This is a genomic window from Microbacterium sp. zg-Y625 (assembly GCF_030246925.1).
In the GTDB taxonomy this organism is placed as follows: Bacteria; Actinomycetota; Actinomycetes; order Actinomycetales; family Microbacteriaceae; genus Microbacterium; species Microbacterium jiangjiandongii.
This window is the reverse complement of sequence record NZ_CP126740.1, coordinates 1201664-1220918: the sequence shown is the minus strand read 5'-3', so window position 1 is coordinate 1220918 and position 19255 is coordinate 1201664. Positions and strand designations below refer to the sequence as shown.

Here is a 19255-nt window from a genome sequence, read left to right as displayed (position 1 = left end):
GTCGCTCCGATCAGGCGTGGCCGGCGCGCTCCATGGCGCGCAACTCCTTCTTGAGGTCCTGCACCTCGTCGCGCAGCCGGGCGGCGAGTTCGAACTTCAGCTCGGCGGCGGCCGCCAGCATCTGGTTCGACAGGTCCTCGATCGTCGACTCGAGCTGGTTGGCACCCTCGGCCGCGATGCCCACCCGACGCAGCTGCGGGGTGGGGCTCTTGCCCTTGCCGCTCTTGAGGGTGCCGGAGCGCTTCTTCGACAGCAGCTCCTGGGTGTCCGACGCCTCGCGGTTCAGCGCGTCGGTGATGTCGGCGATGCGCTTGCGCAGCGGCTGCGGGTCGACGCCGTGGGCGACGTTGTAGGCGATCTGCTTCTCGCGACGACGTTCGGTCTCGTCGATGGCCTTGCGCATCGAGTCCGTCATGTTGTCGGCGTACATGTGCACCTCGCCCGACACGTTTCGGGCCGCGCGTCCGATCGTCTGGATGAGGGAGGTGCCCGAGCGCAGGAACCCCTCTTTGTCGGCATCCAGGATCGCCACGAGCGACACCTCGGGCAGGTCGAGGCCCTCGCGCAGCAGGTTGATGCCGACGAGCACGTCGTAGACACCGGCACGCAGCTCGCTGAGCAGCTCGACACGGCGAAGCGTGTCGACGTCGGAGTGCAGGTAGCGCACGCGCACCCCGTGCTCACCGAGGAAGTCGGTGAGCTCCTCGGACATCTTCTTCGTCAGGGTCGTCACCAGCACGCGCTCGTCGCGGCCCACCCGCACCCGGATCTGCTCGAGGAGATCGTCGATCTGCCCCTTCGACGGCTTCACGATGATCTGCGGGTCGACGAGCCCGGTCGGACGGATGATCTGCTCCACCACGCCGTCGGCGATGCCCATCTCGTACCGCCCGGGCGTCGCCGAGAGGTAGACGGTCTGCCCGACGCGCTGCTTGAACTCGTCCCACCGCAGCGGCCGGTTGTCCAGGGCGCTCGGCAGGCGGAAGCCGTGGTCCACCAGAGTGCGCTTACGGGAGGCGTCGCCCTCGTACATCGCACCGATCTGCGGCACCGTGACGTGCGACTCGTCGATGACCATGAGGAAGTCGTCGGGGAAGAAGTCCAGCAGCGTGTGCGGCGGCTCCCCCGGCATGCGGCCGTCGAGGTGACGGGAGTAGTTCTCGATTCCGGAACAGAAGCCGAGCTGCTGCAGCATCTCGATGTCGAAGGTCGTGCGCATGCGCAGTCGCTGCGCCTCGAGGAGCTTGCCCTGACCTTCGAGTTCCTTGAGGCGCTCGGCGAGCTCGTGCTCGATGGTGCCGATGGCGCGCTGCACGGTGTCGGTGCCGGCGACATAGTGGGAGGCCGGGAAGATCGGCACGCTGTCCATGCGGTTGATGACATCCCCGGTGAGCGGATGCAGCATGTACAGCGCCTCGATCTCGTCACCGAACATCTCGATGCGGATCGCGAACTCCTCGTACACGGGGATGATCTCGATCGTGTCGCCCCGCACCCGGAAGTTGCCGCGCGAGAAGTCGACGTCGTTGCGGTTGTACTGCATCGCGATCAGCTTGCGGATGAGCGCGTCGCGGTCGTACCGCTCCCCCACCTGCAGCGCCACCATCGCGCGCAGGTACTCCTCGGGCGAGCCGAGACCGTAGATGCACGAGACCGTGGAGACGACCACGACGTCGCGCCGGCTCAGCAGCGAGTTGGTCGTCGAGTGGCGCAGCCGCTCGACCTCGGCGTTGATGGACGAGTCCTTCTCGATGAAGGTGTCCGTCTGCGGAACGTAGGCCTCGGGCTGGTAGTAGTCGTAATAGCTGACGAAGTATTCCACCGCGTTGTTCGGCATGAGTTCGCGGAACTCGTTGGCCAGCTGCGCGGCGAGGGTCTTGTTGTGCGCGAGCACGAGCGTCGGCCGCTGCACCTGCTCGATGAGCCACGCGGTCGTCGCCGACTTGCCGGTTCCGGTCGCGCCGAGCAGCACGACGTCGGTCTCACCGGCGTTGATGCGGGCGGCGAGCTGGGCGATGGCCTGGGGCTGGTCGCCGCTGGGCGTGTATTCGCTGACGACCTCGAAGGGCCGGACGGCACGGGTGGTCTGCATCCTTCCAGCGTAGGCCGCCCTGCCGACAACGGGCCGGGCGTTCGCCCCCGGCAGATCGGGCCGCCCCGGCGGGGCGGCTCCCGGCCGCGGGGCGGTCGACGGCCCACCCGCCCGTTCGCGTACGATGTCCACGAGAGCGAGGCGACAAGTGCAGCGAACGGCCGTGGTCCTGGAGGACGAAGAGGACATCCGCGCGCTCATCACCACGGTGCTCACCAGTGCCGGCTACGAGGTGTTCGAGACGGCCAACGGTCTCGACGCCGTGGAGCTGGTGGCCCGTCACAACCCCGTGCTGACGACGCTCGACGCGAACGTCCCCGGCATCGACGGTTTCGAGGCCGCCCGTCGCATCCGCGAGGTCAGCGACACGTACGTGATCATGATCTCCGCGTTCGTCGAGGACGCCGACGCCGAGCGCGGGCGCCTGGCCGGCGCCGACGAGTACCTCGGCAAGCCCTTCCGTCCGCGCGAGCTTCGCGCGCGGCTGGAGATGGTGCCCGACCGGCGCCGGCGCACCGACGAGGGCTAGGCGCTCGGCTCGGCGACGAGCACCGCGGATGCCACGCTCGAAGCGGCCCGCAGGGCTGCCGCACGCGCGTCGGCGAGGAGGGCGTCGGCATCCTGCCCCCGGACCGATCCCACGGCGATACCCACTCCGAGCGACGGCAGCACTCCCCCGCTTGCGGCGTTGAACGCGTCGAACAGCTCGCGGTACATCGCCATGCCCAGCCGCCGCGCCTCGCCCGACGACCGCACGGTGGTCATGACCGCGAGCAGATCGTCGTCCTGCTCGCCCACCACCGCCAGGGCCGTCGTGCTGCGGCGCACCGCGTCCCGCCCCTGGGCGACGAGCTCGTCGGCCAATTCGATGCCGAACGCGGTGGCGATGTAGTCCAGTTCTTCCAGACGCACCACGAAGACGGCGATCTGCTCGCCATGGCGCCGTGCGTCCAGCACCGCCTGCGCGAGGGCGGCGTCGAACTCCGCGCGGGAGCGGATGCCGAACGGGGAGCCTTCCCCGTCATGGGCGGCCCGGCCGCGCAGCCCGGTGCGCCCGGCGCGCAGCACCGATGTGCCGACGACCATCGTGATGGTGAGGACGATGGTGAGGATGGATGCCGCGGCAGTGCCGAACCACGTCTCGAACAGCGCGCTCTCGGGGCCGGCGACGACGAACGCGACGACGCGCCCGGCATAGAACGTCGACTGCACGGCGAACGCGCAGGTCAGCGCCGCGGCGGTGGGTGCGTGCCGCAGGGTGCCCCGGCGGGTGGCGAGGGCGGCGAGGGCGGCGAACACCCACAGGGGCACGAACATCCAGAGCGCACCGGCCCAGTCGCCGCCGTCGGGGCCCTCGAGGAGCGCTGCCGCCGCTGCTGCGGCGGACGCCACGGCCACCGCGGCCGCCGGCCCCCTCATGGACCCCTCGTTGTACCGGCGGCAGCCGAGCCACATCAGTCCCGTCGAGGCGACGAACGCGCCGTTGCCGCCGGCCACCGCCCACCAGGATGCCGGCTGCGTCGCCCACACCAGATAGAACAGCGTCGTGACCAAGCCGCTGAGAAAGCCGAGCGCCCAGAGCCTTCCAGCCGCGTCGTCGCGACGCAGGAACGTCTCGACGATGAACAGCACGGCGCTGACCACGACGACGAGCGCGGTGACGGTGGCGAGGGAGTCCTGCTCCATCACGTGACTCCTGCTTCCTGCGGGTCCGAGCGGCCCACCGAGGCGTCGGCGTCCGCGCCGGGCCGCACGGACGGAATCGAGACGGTGAAGGTCGACCCGACGCCGAGTGTGCTGTGGACGAAGATGTCGCCGCCCAGACGACGGATGATCTCGCGGCTGATCGAGAGCCCCAGCCCGCTCCCCTCCACGTCGGTGCGGCGCACGGCGGCCCCCCGGTAGTACCGCTGGAAGATGTTCGCCAGATCGTCCTCGTCAAGCCCCACCCCGGTGTCCTCCACCAGGATCAGTGTCTTGCGCCCGCGAGTGGCGGTCACCAGCGACACGCGGCCGCCCTCGCGGTTGTACTTGATCGCATTGGAGACCAGGTTGTCGACGACCTGGCGCAGCCGGAGGGGATCGACGTAGCCTCGTGCCGGCAGCGCACGTGACAGGTCGATCGTGACGTTGCGGCTGCTCTCCCCCGTGATGAAGGACTGCGCCGAGGACTTGACGATGTCGAGGACGTCGACGTCTCGCGGCTGCATCGCCAACGCCACGCCGTCCGACGTGCTGGATGCCTTCAAGACGTCCCCGACGAGGGTCAGCAGCCGGTCGGCGTTGCGGTCGGCGATCTCCAGACTCGAGGCGGCCGCGGCCGGAAGCCCCGGCTCGTCCAGAGCGAGCTCGATGTGGCCGATGATCGACGTGAGCGGGGTGCGCAGCTCATGGGACACCGACGACACGAGCATGTCCCGCGCCTGAAGCGCCCGCATCTCAGCGGTGACGTCGCGGGAGACCATGACCGCGCCGGCATCGTCGTGGTCCACCGCGCCGGGCAGCAGACGCACGGTGATGCTCAGCGCCCGCCGCTCGCCGGGCACCGGTTCGAACCACACCCGCTGGTCCGAGAACTCCTCGCCGCGCAGCGCGCGCGCGAGGGGCTGCTCATCGGGCGGCAGCGGCGTGGTGCCGTCGGCCTGGTAGAGGACGGGCGCCACGCCGTCGCGGTCGGGCATGAGCTGGTGCAGGTGCGCGTGCGCGTCGCTGGTGATCGTCGTCAGCACGCCCCGCTCGATGCGCACGACCTCGAAATCGACGGTGTCGAAGACCTCCGACAGCGTCTGCTCCTGGTGACGGGACCGTTCCAGGGCCTGTGCGAGGATCTCGGCCTGCCGGCGCAGCAGTCGCCGCTGCGCCGCGGCCCGACGTGCGCTGGAGTACGAGGTCGCGCCGATCGCGGTCAGCACGACGGGGAGCAGCAGTGTGCCGAAGCTCACCGACTGGTGCGGGGCCAGCGTCGCCGTGATCGCATACATCCCGACCGTCAGGCCCAGGCCCCCCACGAACCCGGCCAGGGCGAACGACGACGCCAGCCAGAGCACGGGGAAAGTCCACAGCAGGGCCGTGCCCGCCGTGGTGTCGGCCATGCGCATCAACGCGATCCCGACGATGTCGCCCAGCGGAATGAGCGCAGTCCACCACAGGGGAACGCGCGACCACGGCAGCGCGATGGCCACCGCCGTGAGTGCGACCACCACCAGCACACCCGAGAAGAACAGGGCCACGTCGCCGGTGAAGCCGTTGCCGAGCATGAGGAACGCGAGCACCGAGACCACGGCGGCCAGGAGCAGCTGGTTCAACGCGGCGGTCCGGGCCGACGTGCGGTCTGCCGTCCGCACCTCGCCTCCGACGCGGCGATCCGAGACCTCGGGCTGCTCTCCGTCGGGGTCGGAGGCGGGAGACGGCATAAGACGACGTTATCGCGAGTGAGCGTCCGCGCCGGAACCGGCGTCATCCGCCGCGCCGCCGACCTTGGCCCAGAGCTCGTCGGTCTGCGACAGCGTCGCGGCCAGGGTGCCCGTGGTGTCGATGACGACGTCGGCGATCGCGAGGCGCTGGTCGTCGCCGACCTGCGAAGCGATCCGGGAGTGCGCGTCGGCCTCCGACATGCCCCGCAGCTCCACGAGACGTCGGGCCCGCATCTCCGCCGGCGCGTGGGCGACGACGATGAGGTCCCAGGGGTCGTCGACACGGGCCTCGACCAGCAGGGGCACGTCGTAGACCACGACCGCGCCGGGATCCGCCTCGCGCGCCTCGGCGAACCGGCGGACGGATTCCGCGCGGACGGCAGGGTGGACGATGGCGTTCAGTCGCGCGACCGCCCCGTCGTCTCCGAAGACACGGGATGCCAGCCGCGCGCGGTTCAGCGAGCCGTCGGCTGCCAGCACGTCGGGACCGAACGCCTCGGCGATCGCCTCGAGCACCGGCGAGCCGGGTGCCTGCACGTCGCGGACGATGCGATCGGCATCCACCACGATCGCCCCGTGGTCGGCGAGCCGACGCGCGATGGTGGACTTTCCCGAGGCGATCCCGCCGGTGAGTGCGATGAGCGGCATGTCATCGAGCATGCCAGACGCGCCGCCCGGGGCGGCGGCGGCGTGCGGGAACGACGAAGGGCCGCCACCGAGACGGTGACGGCCCTTCGTGATGGATCAGCGACCCGAGAGCTTCTCCCGCAGGGCGGCGAGAGCCTCGTCGTCGGCCAGCGTGCCGGCCGAACCGCTGTCGGACGAGTACGAACCCGCACCCGCGTCGACACCGGCGGCAGCCTCGGCCTCGAGGGCCTTGGCGACGGCGGCCTTGTGAGCCTCCCAGCGACCCTGAGCGGCGGCGTACTCGGCCTCCCAGGCCAGACGCTGCTCGTCGAAGCCTTCCTTCCACTGGTTGGTCTCGGCGTCGAAGCCCTCGGGGTACTTGTACTCCCCGTTCTCGTCGTACTCCGTGACCATGCCGTAGAGGGCGGGGTCGAACTCGGTGCCGTTGGGGTCGACCGACTCGTTGGCCTGCTTGAGCGACAGCGAGATGCGACGACGCTCGAGGTCGATGTCGATGATCTTCACGAAGACCTCTTCACCGACCGAGACGACCTGCTCGGCGAGCTCGACGTGCTTGCCCGACAGCTCGGAGATGTGCACGAGGCCCTCGATGCCGTCGGCGACGCGGACGAACGCACCGAACGGAACCAGCTTGGTGACCTTGCCCGGAGCGACCTGACCGATCGCGTGGGTGCGGGCGAAGACCTGCCACGGGTCCTCCTGCGTCGCCTTGAGCGACAGCGAGACGCGCTCGCGGTCCAGGTCGACCTCGAGGATCTCGACGGTGACTTCCTGGCCCACCTCGACGACCTCGGAGGCGTGCTCGATGTGCTTCCACGAGAGCTCGGAGACGTGCACGAGGCCGTCCACGCCGCCCAGGTCGACGAACGCACCGAAGTTGACGATCGACGAGACCGTGCCCTTGCGGACCTGGCCCTTGTGCAGGTTGTTGAGGAACGTGGTGCGCGACTCGGACTGCGTCTGCTCGAGCAGGGCGCGGCGCGACAGCACGACGTTGTTGCGGTTCTTGTCGAGCTCGAGGATCTTGGCCTCGATCTCCTGACCCAGGTAAGGCGTCAGGTCACGGACACGGCGCAGCTCGATCAGCGAGGCCGGCAGGAAGCCGCGCAGCCCGATGTCGACGATGAGACCGCCCTTGACGACCTCGATCACCTGGCCGGTGACGACACCGTCGTTCTCCTTGATCTTCTCCACATCGCCCCAGGCGCGCTCGTACTGCGCACGCTTCTTGGAGAGGATGAGGCGGCCTTCCTTGTCCTCCTTCTGGAGAACCAGGGCTTCGACCTCGTCGCCGACCTTGACGACCTCGTTGGGGTCGACGTCGTGCTTGATGGAGAGCTCGCGCGAGGGGATGACGCCCTCGGTCTTGTACCCGACGTCGAGGAGAACCTCGTCGCGGTCGATCTTGACCACGGTGCCTTCGATGAGGTCGCCGTCGTTGAAGAACTTCAGGGTCTTCTCGACCGCGGCCAGGAAGTCCTCGGCAGATCCGATGTCGTTGATCGCGACCTGCTTGGTGGCCGGGGCGGTCGTTGCGGTAGTCATGTAGTGGGTTGTCCTTGTTGGGTTGGGGTATCGGGCCTCGAACCGGGCCGTGCCGCCAGGGCGAACGGAACCGCGGTCGGAAGCGAAGCGGATTGTGGTGCGATGTCGTGCGCGGACGCCGATGCGGCGCCCACACGAATGACACTTCAGGATACCAGAGAACAGCGGTGCGCCGCGAGGCTCCCCGGTGCCGTCAGCGCGGGACGGACGCGGCGCACACGACGCAGCGGTCCGCCGCCGGCCGCGCCTGCAGGCGCGCGACCGGGATCTCCGCCCCGCACGATATGCACACTCCGTAGGTCCCCTGCGCCACCCGCTCGCGCGCGGCGTCGAGCTCGGCCCGCTCGGCCAGGGCAGCGCGTCGCAGCGCCTGCACCTGTGTCCACTCTCCGCTCAGCGTCGAGCCCTCCGGGTCGTGCTCGTCGTCGGCCGTGCCGTCCGCGCGGTCGCGCCGCAGCATCGCATCGTCGTGGTCGAACCGCGCGATGCGCGCGTCGACCTCGCGCCGACGGTGCTCGAGCTCGTCTTCCAGCGAGCGCAGCGCGGCCGCGCGATCGGTCACAGGCCGCGCAGCGCGTCGGCGATCGGCACCTCGCCGTTGCCGAAGCGCACGGTGCGCCCGACGGTCGCCGGCTCGACGAGGGATGCCGCGATGACGGCGGCGACGTCGGGGCGCGACACCGCTGCGTCGCCCTGGGGGTCCAGCGAGATGCGGCCCGTCGGGGGGTCCAGCGTCAGGGCGCCGGGCGCGACGATCGTCCAGTCCAGGCCGCTGGCCTGCAGATGCTCGTCGGCCGCCCACTTCGCCTCCGCGTAGGGGAAGAACCCGTCGCCGGGGTCGATGCCATGGTCGGCGCGCGAACCGATCCACGAGACCATGACGAACCGGGGCACTCCCCCGGCGACGGCGGCGTCGATCGCCCTGATGGCGGCGTCGCGGTCGACGGCGTAGGTGCGCTCGGCGGAGCCGCCGCCCGCACCGGCCGCCCACACCACGACATCGTTGCCCGAAACCAGGTTGGTGAGCTGGTCCAGGTCGAGTGACGCCACATCGGCCACGACCGCCTGTGCGCCGGCGGCGACGACGTCCGCCTCGTGGTCGGCGTTGCGGATGACCGCGGTGACGGTGTCGCCGCGCTCGGCGAGGATCGGCTCCAGATTCAGGGCGACCTTGCCGTGTCCGCCGATGATCAGGGTGCGTGCCATGTGGAACTCCTTTTGGGAACGGGACGGCTCCCCACGCTAGCGCCCCGAGGCCGTCAGAGGGCCGGTGCGCCCTGCGACTCGGGCGTCGCGGTACTATCCGCGCCGCGTGCCGCCAACCTGCTGTGATGCCTGCCCCACAGCAGGTAGAAGGCCAGCACGACCGCCACCCATCCGGCGAACCACACATACGTCGACCATCCGAGGCCGGCGATGAGGTACAGGCACGCGGCGATCGACAGCACCGGCGTGACGGGGTAACCCGGCACCCGGAACGCGCGCGGCAGGTCGGGCCGGGTGCGACGCAGCACCATGACGCCCACCGAGACGACGATGAAGGCGACGAGCGTCCCCATCGAGACCAGGTCCCACAGGCTCGTCAGCGGCACCAGCCCCGCCAGCACCGCGACCGCGGCCGACACCACGACCGTGGAGAAGACGGGAGTCCGCGTGCGCGGGTCCACCCGCGCGAACGCCTTCGGGATGAGCCCGTCGCGGCCGATCGAGTAGAGGATGCGCGTCTGCCCGAAGAGGATCACCAGGGTGACCGAGAAGATCGACACGACGGCCCCAGCCGCCAGCAGCGTCGCCGGCCACGATGCGCCCAGCACGTCCGCGAGGATGACGGCGAGGCCGGCGCTCTGCTGTGCCGGCTCGCTGAAATCGCCCCACGGCTGCGCACCCACCGCCGCGACCGCGACGAGCAGGTACACCGAGACGACGACGGCGAGCGCGATGAGGATCGCCCGCGGCAGCGAGCGCTGCGGGTCGCGCACCTCGTCACCCGCCGTCGACACGGCATCCAAGCCGATGAAGGTGAAGAAGATGGTGCCGGCGGCCGCGGTCACCCCCACCGCCCCGTGCGGGGCGAACTCGGCGAAGTGGTCCACGCGGAAGGCGGTGATGGCGATTGCGGCGAACATCAGGAGCACCGCCACCTTGATCACCACCATGATCGTGTTGACGACCGCGGATTCCCGCGTGCCGCGCACGAGCAGCACGGCGCACATGGCCACGAGCACGACAGCCGGAAGGTTGACGACGCCGCCCTCGAGCGGACCCGTCATGAGCTCCGGCGGCAGGTGCCAGCCGAACACCGCGGCGAGCAGGTGGTCGAGGTAGCCGCTCCAGCCCGACGACACCGCCGCAGCCGAGACGCCGTACTCCAGCATCAGGCAGGCAGCGACCCCCATCGCGACGATTTCGCCCAGGGTGACGTAGGCATAGGAGTACGTCGATCCCGAGATCGGTACGGCGGAGGCCATCTCGGCGTAGCAGACGGCCGACAGGCCCGCGGCGATCGCGGCGATGACGAACGAGAGCAGCACGGCGGGGCCTGCCAGCGGCACGGACTCGTGCATGACGAAGAAGACGCCGGTGCCGATCGTCGCGCCAACGCCGAGCATCGCCAGTTGAAAGGTGCCCAAGCGCCGGACGAGCCCCGTGGCGGAGTCCTCGCTCTGCGGGGTGATCGGCTTGCGCCGGAACAGCGCACGCATCGCGCTCTGACGAGCCGGCATCCGATCTCCTTCTGTGCGGTGGACAACCATCTATTGTAAGCCGCGGTGTTATGGCGCCGCGTCCGGGGGCGGCGGGACGCCGTCGCGGCGGCATCGCGGGAATGCCACCGATGTCGGCGCGGTTGGATCCGCTGACCCCGACTGCAGGAGACCCCATGAGCACGGCAACCGACGACAGAGTGCTGCACCCCCATGCGGCGATGGGCGCGGTGAGCCTGCGCGTCGCGGACCTCGAGGCGATGAGCGGCTATTACACCCACGCGTTCGCGATGGAGCCCCTCGTGGAGAGCGTCCGGGGACGCGAGGTGCACCGGGTGCTCGGGCGCGGATCCACTCCGCTCGTGCGGCTCGTCCACACCCCGGATCTGCCGCAGGCCGGTCCGCGCGAGGCGGGCCTCTTCCACACCGCGTTCCTCTTCGACGACGCCGAAGCGCTGGCCGCGACGGTGTACCGCGCCGCGCAGCATCCCCGCAGCCGCTTCACCGGCTCGGCGGACCATCTGGTGAGCGAGGCGTTTTACTTCACCGACCCCGAGGGCAACGGCGTGGAGCTCTACACCGACCGCGACCGCGCGGAATGGGTGCACGTCGCCGGTCAGATCCAGATGGACGTCCTCGCCCTCGACCCGAACGAGTACCTCCGCCGCCACCTCACGCAGGAGGCACTGGATGCGGGCCCGTCTCGTGCCGGCGCCGTGGGCCATGTGCACCTGCAGGTCGGCGACATCGCCACTGCCCGAGCGTTCTACGTCGACGCACTCGGGTTCGAGGCCACGCAGAGCGCCTACCCCGGGGCGCTCTTCGCCGCCGCCGGCGGATACCACCACCACATCGCGATGAACACGTGGAACAGCCGCGGCGCCGGTCCGCGCGCGGCGGCCCTGGGCCTGGGGGATGTGTCGATCACCGTCCCCCACCGCGAGGAGCTCGACGCCCTGACCGCGCGGCTGCGCGGCCACGGCATCGCCCACGACGGCGACGGCAGGTCGGTGCGCGCTGTCGATCCCTGGGGCACGCAGGTCACGGTCGCCCTCCCCGACCCCTCCCCCGACGAGGTGCTGCAGCGCTGACGGGTTTGCCCGGCCCGGGCACTGACGCGGTGCCGACCCACGGCCTAGCGTGGACCGCATGGCCCTGACCGCCGCGATCCGCGCCGATCGCCGGCTGCCCCTGCTGCAGGTGGTCAAGTCGGCGCTCGCCACCGTGCTCGCGTGGGTCGTCGCGGGCGCCCTGCTCGGGGGCCCCCCGCCGGTGTTCGCGGCGATCGCCGCGCTGCTGGTCGTGCAGCCGAGCCCGAACCAGTCGGCTGCCAAGGCGATTGAGCGCACCGTCGGCGTCATCGCCGGAGTCGCGATCGGTTCAGCCCTCGGTCTGGCGTTCGGCACGCAGGCCTGGGTGGTGCCGGCGGCGGTCGTCACGTCGCTGGTGTTCGGCTGGGTACTGCGGATGACGCCCGGCGTCAGCAACCAGACGGTGATCAGCTCCGTGCTGGTGCTGGCCCTCGGCGTGTCGACACCCGGCTACGCGGGAGCGCGCGTGGTCGAGACGATCATCGGCGCGGCCCTGGGACTCGCGGTGAGCGTGCTTCTGGCGCCCCCCGTGCACGCCACCGGAGCGCTCGATCGCGTGGATGCCCTGGGCCTCGAGACGGCCGCGACACTGGACCGACTCGCGGACGCCTTCACGTCACGGCGCACCACGGCCGAACTGGAGGAGATGCTGCTGACGGCTCGGCTGTTGCGCCCCATGCGGGATGCCGCGGAGAGCGCACTGTCCACCTCCACCGACGCGCTCGCCCTCAACCCCCGCGCGCCGCATTTCCGTCCACAGATCGACCACCTGCAGGACCTGCTCGAGAGGTTCTCCGGCATCGTCACGCAGGTGATCGGCATGACCCGCGCGGTGCGCGAGTATGGCGGCGGTGGCCTCGTCGACGAGCCGTCGTCCCCTGCGATCGCCGAGCAGCTGCGCCGGGCCGCGCACGACCTGCGGCTGCTGACGAGCGCACCCGGCGAGCTCGTGGAGGACGAGGAGCCGGCCCTCACCCGGCCCCTTCAGATCCAGACGCCGTCGACGACGAACTGGGTGCTGATCGGATCGATCCTGGTGGACCTGCGCCGCGTGCACGAAGCCATCACGGCTCCGCTGTGACCGGCGGGTCGATGACACCGTCGAGGTACCACCAGCGCCCGCTCTGCCACACGAAGCGGCTGCGCTCATGCAGCACTCCGCGGGTCGGGCCCTCGCTCCAGTGCGCGCGGAACTCCACGTAGCCGCGCTTGGCGCCGGCCTCGGTGTCGAGGATCTCCAGCCCTCGCCAGCGCAGAGCGGGGTCGAGGTCCAGGCGCTCCGGTCGGGTGCCCGGGTGCCAGGTCTGCTCGAGGTAGGCGGCGTCGCCCACGACGAACGCGGTGTACCGCGAGCGCATGAGCGCCTCGGGCGTCGGCGCCGGCACGCCGGCGAGGTGGCGTCCGCAGCAGTCTGCGAAGGCGGCCCCGCTTCCGCACGGGCAGGGGTGGTCGTCACGCATGGTGCTGCCAGTCTCGCACCGCTTTGACACCGCGACGGCTCCCGCCTAGCGTTCAGGCGCACGACCGTGGCACGCCGACGAGAGGAACACCGTGACTGCAGCGCCCCGACCGCGCATCTGGGGCACCGCGCAGTTCTGGTGGCGCGCCGCCATCGTCGCGGTGGGCCTGCTGGGCCTGTCCAGCGGCAATCATCGGCTCGTCTTCTTCACGATCCAGAGCAACGTGATCGTCTTCGCGTACTACGCCGGCGCGCTGTACTGGATGGTGCGCCGCGGCATCCCGGACGCCCCCGCCCCGCGGTTGCGGGGCGCGGTGACGACGTGGATCCTCACGACCGCCCTCGTCTCCCACGTGCTGCTCAACGAAGGGGCGAGCCCGCTGCCCGGGCTCATGGCCGCCGATCCGGCCCAGGCGCTGGCGAACCAGTCGCTGTTCCTCTTGCACTACGTCGTTCCGGGGATGGTGCTGGTGGACTGGGTGATGTTCGGCCCCCGCCGAGCGGTGCGCTGGCGCGACGGCCTGCTGTGGCTGATCTACCCCGCCGCCTACGCGATCGTGACGCTCTCCCGCGCGATCGCCTTCCCCACCATCGCCGACCGATTCCCCTACCCGTTCCTCAACGTCGACGAGCTGGGTCTCGGCGGCGCGGTGCTCGGAATGGCCCAGGTCGTCATGGTGATCGCGGTCATCGCCGCCGCCGTCATTGGACTGGACCGCCTGTCGGCCGCGATCGGCGGCCGGCTGCGTGGGGTGGTCGTGCGCGGCTGACCCCGCGGCTCTCGCCGCTGTGGATAACCGGATGCCGCGTGAGCGGTGCGCGATAACGTGTGCGCATGAGGGCACGGGGCGCGATCGGGGCAGTCACCTCGGTCCTGCTTGTGCTGGGTCTGACCGCGTGCGCGCCGGAGCCCGAGCCGACGCCCACCCCCACAGCCACGGGCTTCGCTTCGGAGGCCGAGGCGTTCGCCGCCGCCGAGGAAACCTACCGCGCCTACGTCGAGGCTCTGAACCAGGTGGACCTCAGCGACCCCGACACGTTCGAGGCGGTGTACGCGTGGACCACGGGGGAGGCGAATGCGGGGGAAAGAGAGGCGCTGTCTCAGATGCACGCGGACCAATGGACGGTTTCGGGCCAGACGGTCACGACGCGCTTCTTCCCAACGACGTATTCCCCGGACGCCGACACCCTCGTTACGGCCCTGGCTTGCAGCGACGTTAGCCGGGTGACAGTCGTGGACGATTCGGGTGGCTCAATGGTCAGCCCGGAGCGCCAAGACGTCTACGCGCTGGAACTTACCTTCGTCCATTCGAAAGACACCGCAACGTCACTGAGGATCGCTTCCAGCTCAGCCATAGAGGACCCCCGGTGCGCTACCTAATCGTGGGTGCCGCGATGGTTCTACTGTCGATCGGGACCGTCCCCGTGCAAAACGATAGGTGTACGGGAGCAGTCAACTGGACGTCCTGCTCGGTGCAGAACACCGGCTCCTCGGTGGAGCTGGGCGCGGACTACACCGCGGGTGGTGGCCACGGTGGTGGCGGCGGCAGGGACAACAGCGACGACGCAGTCGCACCGGGAACCGGCCAGCCCGCACCGGCCCCGGTCTGTAACCCGGTCGTCGGCTGCCGCGGCGGCTATCAGGTCTGGGCTCCCCCCGAGGTCACGATCAGCGACCTCGCGGCGTTCACACCGGCGCGCCCGACGTTCACGGCGGAACCCGACGGGGTCGCGGTGCGCGGCATGCCCGCCAACTTCGTGGCGAGTGCGACGGAGCAGCACATCGCCGGCGAGCTGTTCGACCACCCCGTGGTGGTGCGCTTCGTGCCCGCCGCGTTCGTGTTCCACTACGGCGACGGCTCGAGCCGCACCTCGTCGACCGGTGGGGCGACCTGGCCGACGCTCGGTCAGGCGCAGTTCACCGCCACCGCCACCAGCCACGCCTACGGCGAGCGCGGCGACTACGCAGCCTCGGTCACGGTGCGCTATTCGGCATCCGTCGATTTCGGCACCGGCTCGTGGCGCGACGTTCCCGGGTTCGTCGAATCGACGACCGGCGGGTACGGCGTGCGCGTCGTCGAGGTGCACACGGCGCTCGTGGACCGCACCTGCCTGGAGGACCCGACCGGGCCCGGGTGCTGACGACGACGTCCGTCCGCGCCGACGGCGGTACCGCTCCGACGAAGCGCCCAGCGCCCGACTATCCCTCCGACGGCGACTCGCGCCGCAGCCGGGAGGCAATGCGCGCGTATCGGACGGCAAGGAAGCTGAAAACGCAGAGGATTGCCGCACCGGTGATGATCCCGAACCCGTCGCGACCGTTGGCCATGTGCCTGACGAGGATCATCGCCCCCGAGACGGCTGCGAGAGCATAGAGGGCGACCATGCCGACGGCGGTTCGGAAGGTGATCGTCGACATGAACATGGCGACAATGTACACGCGGACCCCGCCGCCAGCGAAGCAGAGGGCGAACACGGCAGGATGGGGCATGCCCGACCAGGTACCACCGCAGGCGCTCGCCGATCCTGCCGCGTCGGGTACCACCGAAGGAGAGAACTCGGATGTCTGATCGCCTCATGCTCCTCGACACCGCGTCCCTCTACTTCCGGGCGTTCTACGGGGTGCCCGACAAGGTGCGCGCCCCCGACGGCACGCCCGTCAACGCCGTCCGCGGGCTGCTCGACATGATCGCGAAGCTGACGACGACCTATGACCCGACCGACATGGTCGCCTGCTGGGACGACGACTGGCGGCCGCAGTGGCGCGTCGACCTCATCCCGACCTACAAGACCCACCGCGTCGCGGAGGTCGTGCCGGGTGCGCCCGACGTCGAAGAAGTTCCCGACCCGCTGCAGGCGCAGATCCCGGTGATCCGCGAGGCCCTCGCGCTGCTCGGCATCCCCGTCGTCGGGCGGGCCGACCACGAGGCCGACGACGTCATCGGCACCCTCGCGACCGGTGCGACCATGCCGGTCGACATCGTCACCGGCGACCGCGACCTCTTCCAGCTCGTCGACAACGCCCGCGACGTGCGGGTGATCTACACCGCCCGCGGCATGAGCAACCTCGAGGTCGTCACCGACGCGACGGTCGTGGCGAAGTACCGCATCCTGCCCACGCAGTACGCCGACTACGCCACGCTGCGCGGCGACGCATCCGACGGCCTCCCCGGAGTCGCCGGGATCGGCGAGAAGACCGCGGCGACCCTGCTCGCCGCGCACGGCGACCTCGACGGCATCCGCGCCGCCGCCGTCTCTGGTGACGGAATGTCCGCCACGGTCGCGAGCCGCATCCTCGCGGCCGCCGACTACCTCGACGTCGCCCCCACCGTGGTCAAGGTGGTCACCGATCTCGATATCGAGCAGCCGAGCTCCCGTCTTGGGGCGCCGGATGCCGCCACGCGCGCCGCCGCGGAGTCCTTCGCCGAGCGCTGGGGCCTCGGCACCTCGATGAAGCGGGCGTTGGACGCGCTGGCCACCCGCGGCTGAGAAACCACGTTTCGGATGGGAAACACCGCCGTGCGCGGTGTCTCATCAGGAAAGTGGTGTCTCGCGGCGACGTGGGACCCGGGGCCACGCCCGCAACGCACGTCAGCGCCGGCGCGCCGTCCACTCCCGCAGCCGGGCCAGCGGCCAGGAGGTCACGATCCGCTCGACGGGCACGCCGGCACGCTCGGCGCGCGCGGCGCCGTGGTCGATGAGCGACAGCTGTCCCGGCGCGTGCGCATCGGAGTCGATCGAGAAGAGGCACCCGGCGTCGAGGGCCAGCGCGATGAGCTCGTCGGGCGGGTCCTGCCGTTCGGGGCGGGAGTTGATCTCCACCGCCACCCGATTCTCGGCGCAGGCCGCGAACACCGCGGCGGCATCGAACTGGGACTGCGGGCGGGTCCCGCGCGAACCCTCGACGAGGCGCCCGGTGACGTGGCCCAGCACGTCGACATGCGGGTTCTGCACCGCCGCGACGAGGCGGCGCGTCATCGGGCCCCGGTCCATCCGCAGCTTCGAGTGCGCGGATGCCACGACGACGTCCAGCTCATCCAGCAGCTCCTCCTGCTGGTCGAGCGCGCCGTCGTCGAGGATGTCGACCTCGATCCCGCTGAGCAGCGTGAACCCGTCGCCGCTGAACGCCGGAAGCAGCGCCAGCTGTTCGCGCAGCCGCTGCGGAGACAGCCCGTTGGCGACCCGGAGGCGTGGCGAGTGGTCGGTGAGAGCGAGGTACTCGTGACCGAGCGCACGCGCGGCCTCGGCCATGAGGTCGATCGAGGTGAGTCCGTCCGACCAGTCGGAGTGGCTGTGCAGGTCGCCGCGCAGACGGGCGCGGAGGTCCGAGCCGACCGGCGCGACCCCGGCGCTCTCGCGCAGCTCGACGAGGTAGGCGGGCACCTCCCCCGCCAGCGCCTGCTGGATCACCGCGAAGGTCGACTCCCCGATGCCCTTGCGCCGACGCAGTGCCGCGGTGTCGCTCAGCTGCGCGTCGTCGAGGCCCTCGATCGCCGCCGCGGCGGCGCGGAACGCCTTCGACCGGTACCGGGAGGCGCGCTCGCGCTCCAGCAGCGATGCGATCTCACTCAGGGCGTCGTACGGATGCATGGCGACAGAGTACGGGCCCGCACCGAAGTGGTGCGGGCCCGTGGCGTCAGAAGGCTCAGGAAGTCGTGATCGACGACCGCTTCACGACGACGGGAACAGAGGCGAGGCGATGGATCGCCCAGCCGAAGATGATCGACAGCACACCCATGCCCATGGCGAAGGCAGCGACGCCGAACGACACGACCGAGGTGAACAACGACGCCCGCAGGAACGACGCGTTCATCATCGTGGCGCGCACGGGGTCGTCCTGATCGAGCTCGGCGTAGGTCTTGCCCTCCGAGGAGTGCAGGGCGTGCTGCTGGATGATGTCCGCCTGCACGAATGCGGTGAAGGGTCCGGCGACGGTCTGACCCTGGAAGGCCATCGCGTCATCGGGGACGGTGATGTTCTCGGCACGCAGCTGCGAGGAAACCATGACCCAGACGACGATGCCGACGATGATCAGTGCCACACCGCCCAGGATGCCGATGATGCCGGCGGCCTTGATCAGGCCGACCTTGCGGGTGGGCGATTGGATGGTGTCGGCCGTGGTGGCCGGTGCTTCCGACATGCGGGGGTGCTCCTTGTGATCGGGGTGTTCCCTCAACCTAGCGGGGGCAGCCCCCGCCCCGACACACCACCGCCGTGAATAAAGAAACGCCCCTGCTCAGCCGGCGAGCTGCTGCGTCGCCTCCACCCATGCCGACAGCGTCGCGGCGGCGGATCCGTCGTCGATCGCGGCTGCCGCGGCATCCTTCGCCTCCGCCAGTCGCTCGAGTATCGGACGCTGCGCCTGCGCCGGATCCAGCGACAGCCGGTAGGACACGATGCCGGCGGCGGTGTTGAGCAGCACGATGTCGCGCACCGGACCAGGCTCGCCGTCGAGCACCCGACGCACCACGGCCGCGTTGTGCTCGGGTTCACCGCCCAGCAGGTCGTCGATGTCCGCAAGCGGGATGCCGAGATCGCGCGGGTCCAGGTCGTGCTCGTGGACGTCGCCCAGGCTGATCTCCCAGAGCCGGCTGTGACCGGTGGTCGTCAGCTCGTCCAGGCCGTCGTCGCCGCGGAACACGAGGGCGGTCGCCCCACGGGTGCGGAAGACACCGGTGATGAGCGGGACGCGGTCCAGCTGCGCCACGCCGACCGCGTTCGCCTCGGCGCGGGCGGGGTTGCACAGGGGCCCCAGGAAGTTGAACACGGTGGGCACCCCGAGTTCCCCGCGGGTGGCGCCGGCATGACGGAAGCCGGGGTGGAACGCCGACGCGAACGCGAAGGTGATGCCTGTCCGCTGCAGCGTCTGCGCGACGGCGTCCGGCGACAGCGACAGATCCACGCCGAGCGCGCGCAACACGTCGGACGAGCCGGACTTCGAACTGGCCGCCTTGTTCCCGTGCTTGACGACGGGGACCCCCGACGCCGCGGCCACGATCGCGGACATCGTCGACACGTTGACCGTGCCGAAGCGGTCACCGCCGGTCCCGACGATGTCGAGCACCTGCGAGGGCACCGGGAGCGGAACGGCCGCTTCGAGGATCGCGTCGCGGAACCCGACGATCTCGTCGATCGTCTCTCCCTTGGCGCGCAGCGCCACCAGGAAGCCGGCCAGCTGGGAAGGCGTCGCGGCGCCCGTCATCACCTGCCGCATCGCCCACGTCGACTCCGACACGCTGAGGTCGCGCGCGTCAAGGAGAGTGGTGAGGATTTCGGGCCACGAGTAGAGCTCCGCCATGGGGACC

At 70.4% G+C, this 19255-nt stretch carries 20 protein-coding genes; 7 read left to right on the top strand and 13 right to left on the bottom strand.

Annotated elements, in window-relative coordinates:
* Nucleotides 1-10 precede the first annotated feature (10 nt).
* Nucleotides 11-2092 (bottom strand): excinuclease ABC subunit UvrB, encoded by a 2082-nt coding sequence (gene uvrB, locus QNO14_RS05505; protein ID WP_257505888.1) that lies wholly within the window; start codon nt 2090-2092, stop codon nt 11-13.
* Between the two features lie 163 nt (nt 2093-2255).
* Between uvrB and QNO14_RS05500 the strand changes: the two genes are divergently transcribed.
* Nucleotides 2256-2621, top strand: a complete 366-nt coding sequence (locus tag QNO14_RS05500) for a response regulator transcription factor (RefSeq protein ID WP_257493723.1) — start codon at nt 2256-2258, stop codon at nt 2619-2621.
* Here QNO14_RS05500 and QNO14_RS05495 read toward each other — a convergent pair.
* From QNO14_RS05495 to QNO14_RS05465, 7 genes are all read right to left on the bottom strand, one after another.
* Nucleotides 2618-3778, bottom strand: a complete 1161-nt coding sequence (locus tag QNO14_RS05495; RefSeq protein ID WP_257505887.1) for a diguanylate cyclase domain-containing protein — start codon at nt 3776-3778, stop codon at nt 2618-2620. The two genes, QNO14_RS05500 and QNO14_RS05495, sit on opposite strands and share 4 nt — an antisense overlap.
* Nucleotides 3778-5505, bottom strand: a complete 1728-nt coding sequence (locus tag QNO14_RS05490) for a sensor histidine kinase (protein ID WP_257505879.1) — start codon at nt 5503-5505, stop codon at nt 3778-3780. Before QNO14_RS05490 ends, QNO14_RS05495 begins: the two co-directional genes overlap by 1 nt.
* Nucleotides 5506-5514: 9 nt before the next feature.
* Complete coding sequence (gene coaE / locus QNO14_RS05485) at nt 5515-6153, bottom strand: dephospho-CoA kinase (protein WP_257493726.1); 639 nt, start codon at nt 6151-6153, stop codon at nt 5515-5517.
* 96 nt (nt 6154-6249) lie between these two features.
* A complete protein-coding gene (gene rpsA, locus QNO14_RS05480; protein WP_257493727.1) occupies nt 6250-7698 on the bottom strand; it encodes a 30S ribosomal protein S1 in 1449 nt (482 codons plus the stop codon).
* A 193-nt stretch (nt 7699-7891) separates the two neighbouring features.
* The gene (locus tag QNO14_RS05475; protein WP_257493728.1) at nt 7892-8260 is read right to left on the bottom strand and encodes a TraR/DksA family transcriptional regulator; all 369 of its coding nucleotides are present in this window, start codon (nt 8258-8260) and stop codon (nt 7892-7894) included.
* Nucleotides 8257-8904: an NAD(P)H-binding protein gene (locus QNO14_RS05470; protein ID WP_257505878.1), complete on the bottom strand. Its 648-nt coding sequence runs from the start codon at nt 8902-8904 to the stop codon at nt 8257-8259. Before QNO14_RS05470 ends, QNO14_RS05475 begins: the two co-directional genes overlap by 4 nt.
* Nucleotides 8905-8957: 53 nt before the next feature.
* On the bottom strand, nt 8958-10421 hold the full coding sequence (locus tag QNO14_RS05465; protein ID WP_257505876.1) for an APC family permease: 1464 nt from the start codon (nt 10419-10421) through the stop codon (nt 8958-8960).
* Between the two features lie 155 nt (nt 10422-10576).
* Here QNO14_RS05465 and QNO14_RS05460 point away from each other — a divergent pair, with 155 nt between their 5' ends.
* Together QNO14_RS05460 and QNO14_RS05455 are read left to right on the top strand one after the other, a co-directional pair.
* The gene (locus tag QNO14_RS05460; protein ID WP_257505874.1) at nt 10577-11491 is read left to right on the top strand and encodes a VOC family protein; all 915 of its coding nucleotides are present in this window, start codon (nt 10577-10579) and stop codon (nt 11489-11491) included.
* A gap of 58 nt (nt 11492-11549) precedes the next feature.
* On the top strand, nt 11550-12572 hold the full coding sequence (locus tag QNO14_RS05455) for an FUSC family protein (protein WP_257505872.1): 1023 nt from the start codon (nt 11550-11552) through the stop codon (nt 12570-12572).
* On the opposite strand, the gene QNO14_RS05450 is transcribed toward QNO14_RS05455, so the two are convergent.
* Nucleotides 12556-12951 carry a YchJ family protein gene (locus QNO14_RS05450; protein ID WP_257505870.1) on the bottom strand — a complete coding sequence of 132 codons (396 nt, stop codon included), beginning with the start codon at nt 12949-12951 and terminating at the stop codon, nt 12556-12558. The genes QNO14_RS05455 and QNO14_RS05450 overlap by 17 nt on opposite strands.
* Nucleotides 12952-13042: 91 nt before the next feature.
* On the opposite strand from QNO14_RS05450, the gene QNO14_RS05445 reads away from it, so the two are divergent.
* The 3 genes from QNO14_RS05445 (at nt 13043) to QNO14_RS05435 (ending at nt 15092) form a co-directional block, all read left to right on the top strand.
* Entirely contained in the window at nt 13043-13720 is a 678-nt protein-coding gene (locus QNO14_RS05445) for a Pr6Pr family membrane protein (RefSeq protein WP_257505869.1), read from the top strand.
* Nucleotides 13721-13785: 65 nt separating this feature from the next.
* A complete protein-coding gene (locus tag QNO14_RS05440; protein WP_257505867.1) occupies nt 13786-14331 on the top strand; it encodes a hypothetical protein in 546 nt (181 codons plus the stop codon).
* Nucleotides 14332-14423: 92 nt separating this feature from the next.
* Nucleotides 14424-15092: a hypothetical protein gene (locus QNO14_RS05435; protein ID WP_257505866.1), complete on the top strand. Its 669-nt coding sequence runs from the start codon at nt 14424-14426 to the stop codon at nt 15090-15092.
* Between the two features lie 58 nt (nt 15093-15150).
* On the opposite strand, the gene QNO14_RS05430 is transcribed toward QNO14_RS05435, so the two are convergent.
* Nucleotides 15151-15495 (bottom strand): hypothetical protein, encoded by a 345-nt coding sequence (locus QNO14_RS05430; RefSeq protein ID WP_285184572.1) that lies wholly within the window; start codon nt 15493-15495, stop codon nt 15151-15153.
* Between the two features lie 17 nt (nt 15496-15512).
* On the opposite strand from QNO14_RS05430, the gene QNO14_RS05425 reads away from it, so the two are divergent.
* Nucleotides 15513-16439: a 5'-3' exonuclease gene (locus tag QNO14_RS05425; protein WP_257505862.1), complete on the top strand. Its 927-nt coding sequence runs from the start codon at nt 15513-15515 to the stop codon at nt 16437-16439.
* Nucleotides 16440-16541: 102 nt separating this feature from the next.
* Here the strand turns inward: QNO14_RS05425 and QNO14_RS05420 are convergent, their stop codons facing one another.
* The 3 genes from QNO14_RS05420 to trpD form a co-directional block, all read right to left on the bottom strand.
* On the bottom strand, nt 16542-17540 hold the full coding sequence (locus QNO14_RS05420) for a PHP domain-containing protein (protein WP_257505860.1): 999 nt from the start codon (nt 17538-17540) through the stop codon (nt 16542-16544).
* Nucleotides 17541-17595: 55 nt separating this feature from the next.
* A complete protein-coding gene (locus QNO14_RS05415; protein ID WP_257505859.1) occupies nt 17596-18090 on the bottom strand; it encodes an aromatic ring-opening dioxygenase LigA in 495 nt (164 codons plus the stop codon).
* A 96-nt stretch (nt 18091-18186) separates the two neighbouring features.
* Nucleotides 18187-19248: an anthranilate phosphoribosyltransferase gene (gene trpD, locus QNO14_RS05410; RefSeq protein ID WP_257493743.1), complete on the bottom strand. Its 1062-nt coding sequence runs from the start codon at nt 19246-19248 to the stop codon at nt 18187-18189.
* Nucleotides 19249-19255 lie beyond the last annotated feature (7 nt).

Coding starts and splice junctions, on each gene's coding strand:
- uvrB (WP_257505888.1), bottom strand. CDS start 2,092: ATGCAGACCACCCGTGCCGTCCGGCCCTTCGAGGTCGTCAGCGAATAC.
- QNO14_RS05495 (WP_257505887.1), bottom strand. CDS start 3,778: ATGGAGCAGGACTCCCTCGCCACCGTCACCGCGCTCGTCGTCGTGGTC.
- QNO14_RS05490 (WP_257505879.1), bottom strand. CDS start 5,505: ATGCCGTCTCCCGCCTCCGACCCCGACGGAGAGCAGCCCGAGGTCTCG.
- coaE (WP_257493726.1), bottom strand. CDS start 6,153: ATGCCGCTCATCGCACTCACCGGCGGGATCGCCTCGGGAAAGTCCACC.
- rpsA (WP_257493727.1), bottom strand. CDS start 7,698: ATGACTACCGCAACGACCGCCCCGGCCACCAAGCAGGTCGCGATCAAC.
- QNO14_RS05470 (WP_257505878.1), bottom strand. CDS start 8,904: ATGGCACGCACCCTGATCATCGGCGGACACGGCAAGGTCGCCCTGAAT.
- QNO14_RS05465 (WP_257505876.1), bottom strand. CDS start 10,421: ATGCCGGCTCGTCAGAGCGCGATGCGTGCGCTGTTCCGGCGCAAGCCG.
- QNO14_RS05460 (WP_257505874.1), top strand. CDS start 10,577: ATGAGCACGGCAACCGACGACAGAGTGCTGCACCCCCATGCGGCGATG.
- QNO14_RS05455 (WP_257505872.1), top strand. CDS start 11,550: ATGGCCCTGACCGCCGCGATCCGCGCCGATCGCCGGCTGCCCCTGCTG.
- QNO14_RS05450 (WP_257505870.1), bottom strand. CDS start 12,951: ATGCGTGACGACCACCCCTGCCCGTGCGGAAGCGGGGCCGCCTTCGCA.
- QNO14_RS05440 (WP_257505867.1), top strand. CDS start 13,786: ATGAGGGCACGGGGCGCGATCGGGGCAGTCACCTCGGTCCTGCTTGTG.
- QNO14_RS05425 (WP_257505862.1), top strand. CDS start 15,513: ATGTCTGATCGCCTCATGCTCCTCGACACCGCGTCCCTCTACTTCCGG.
- QNO14_RS05420 (WP_257505860.1), bottom strand. CDS start 17,540: ATGCATCCGTACGACGCCCTGAGTGAGATCGCATCGCTGCTGGAGCGC.
- QNO14_RS05415 (WP_257505859.1), bottom strand. CDS start 18,090: ATGTCGGAAGCACCGGCCACCACGGCCGACACCATCCAATCGCCCACC.
- trpD (WP_257493743.1), bottom strand. CDS start 19,248: ATGGCGGAGCTCTACTCGTGGCCCGAAATCCTCACCACTCTCCTTGAC.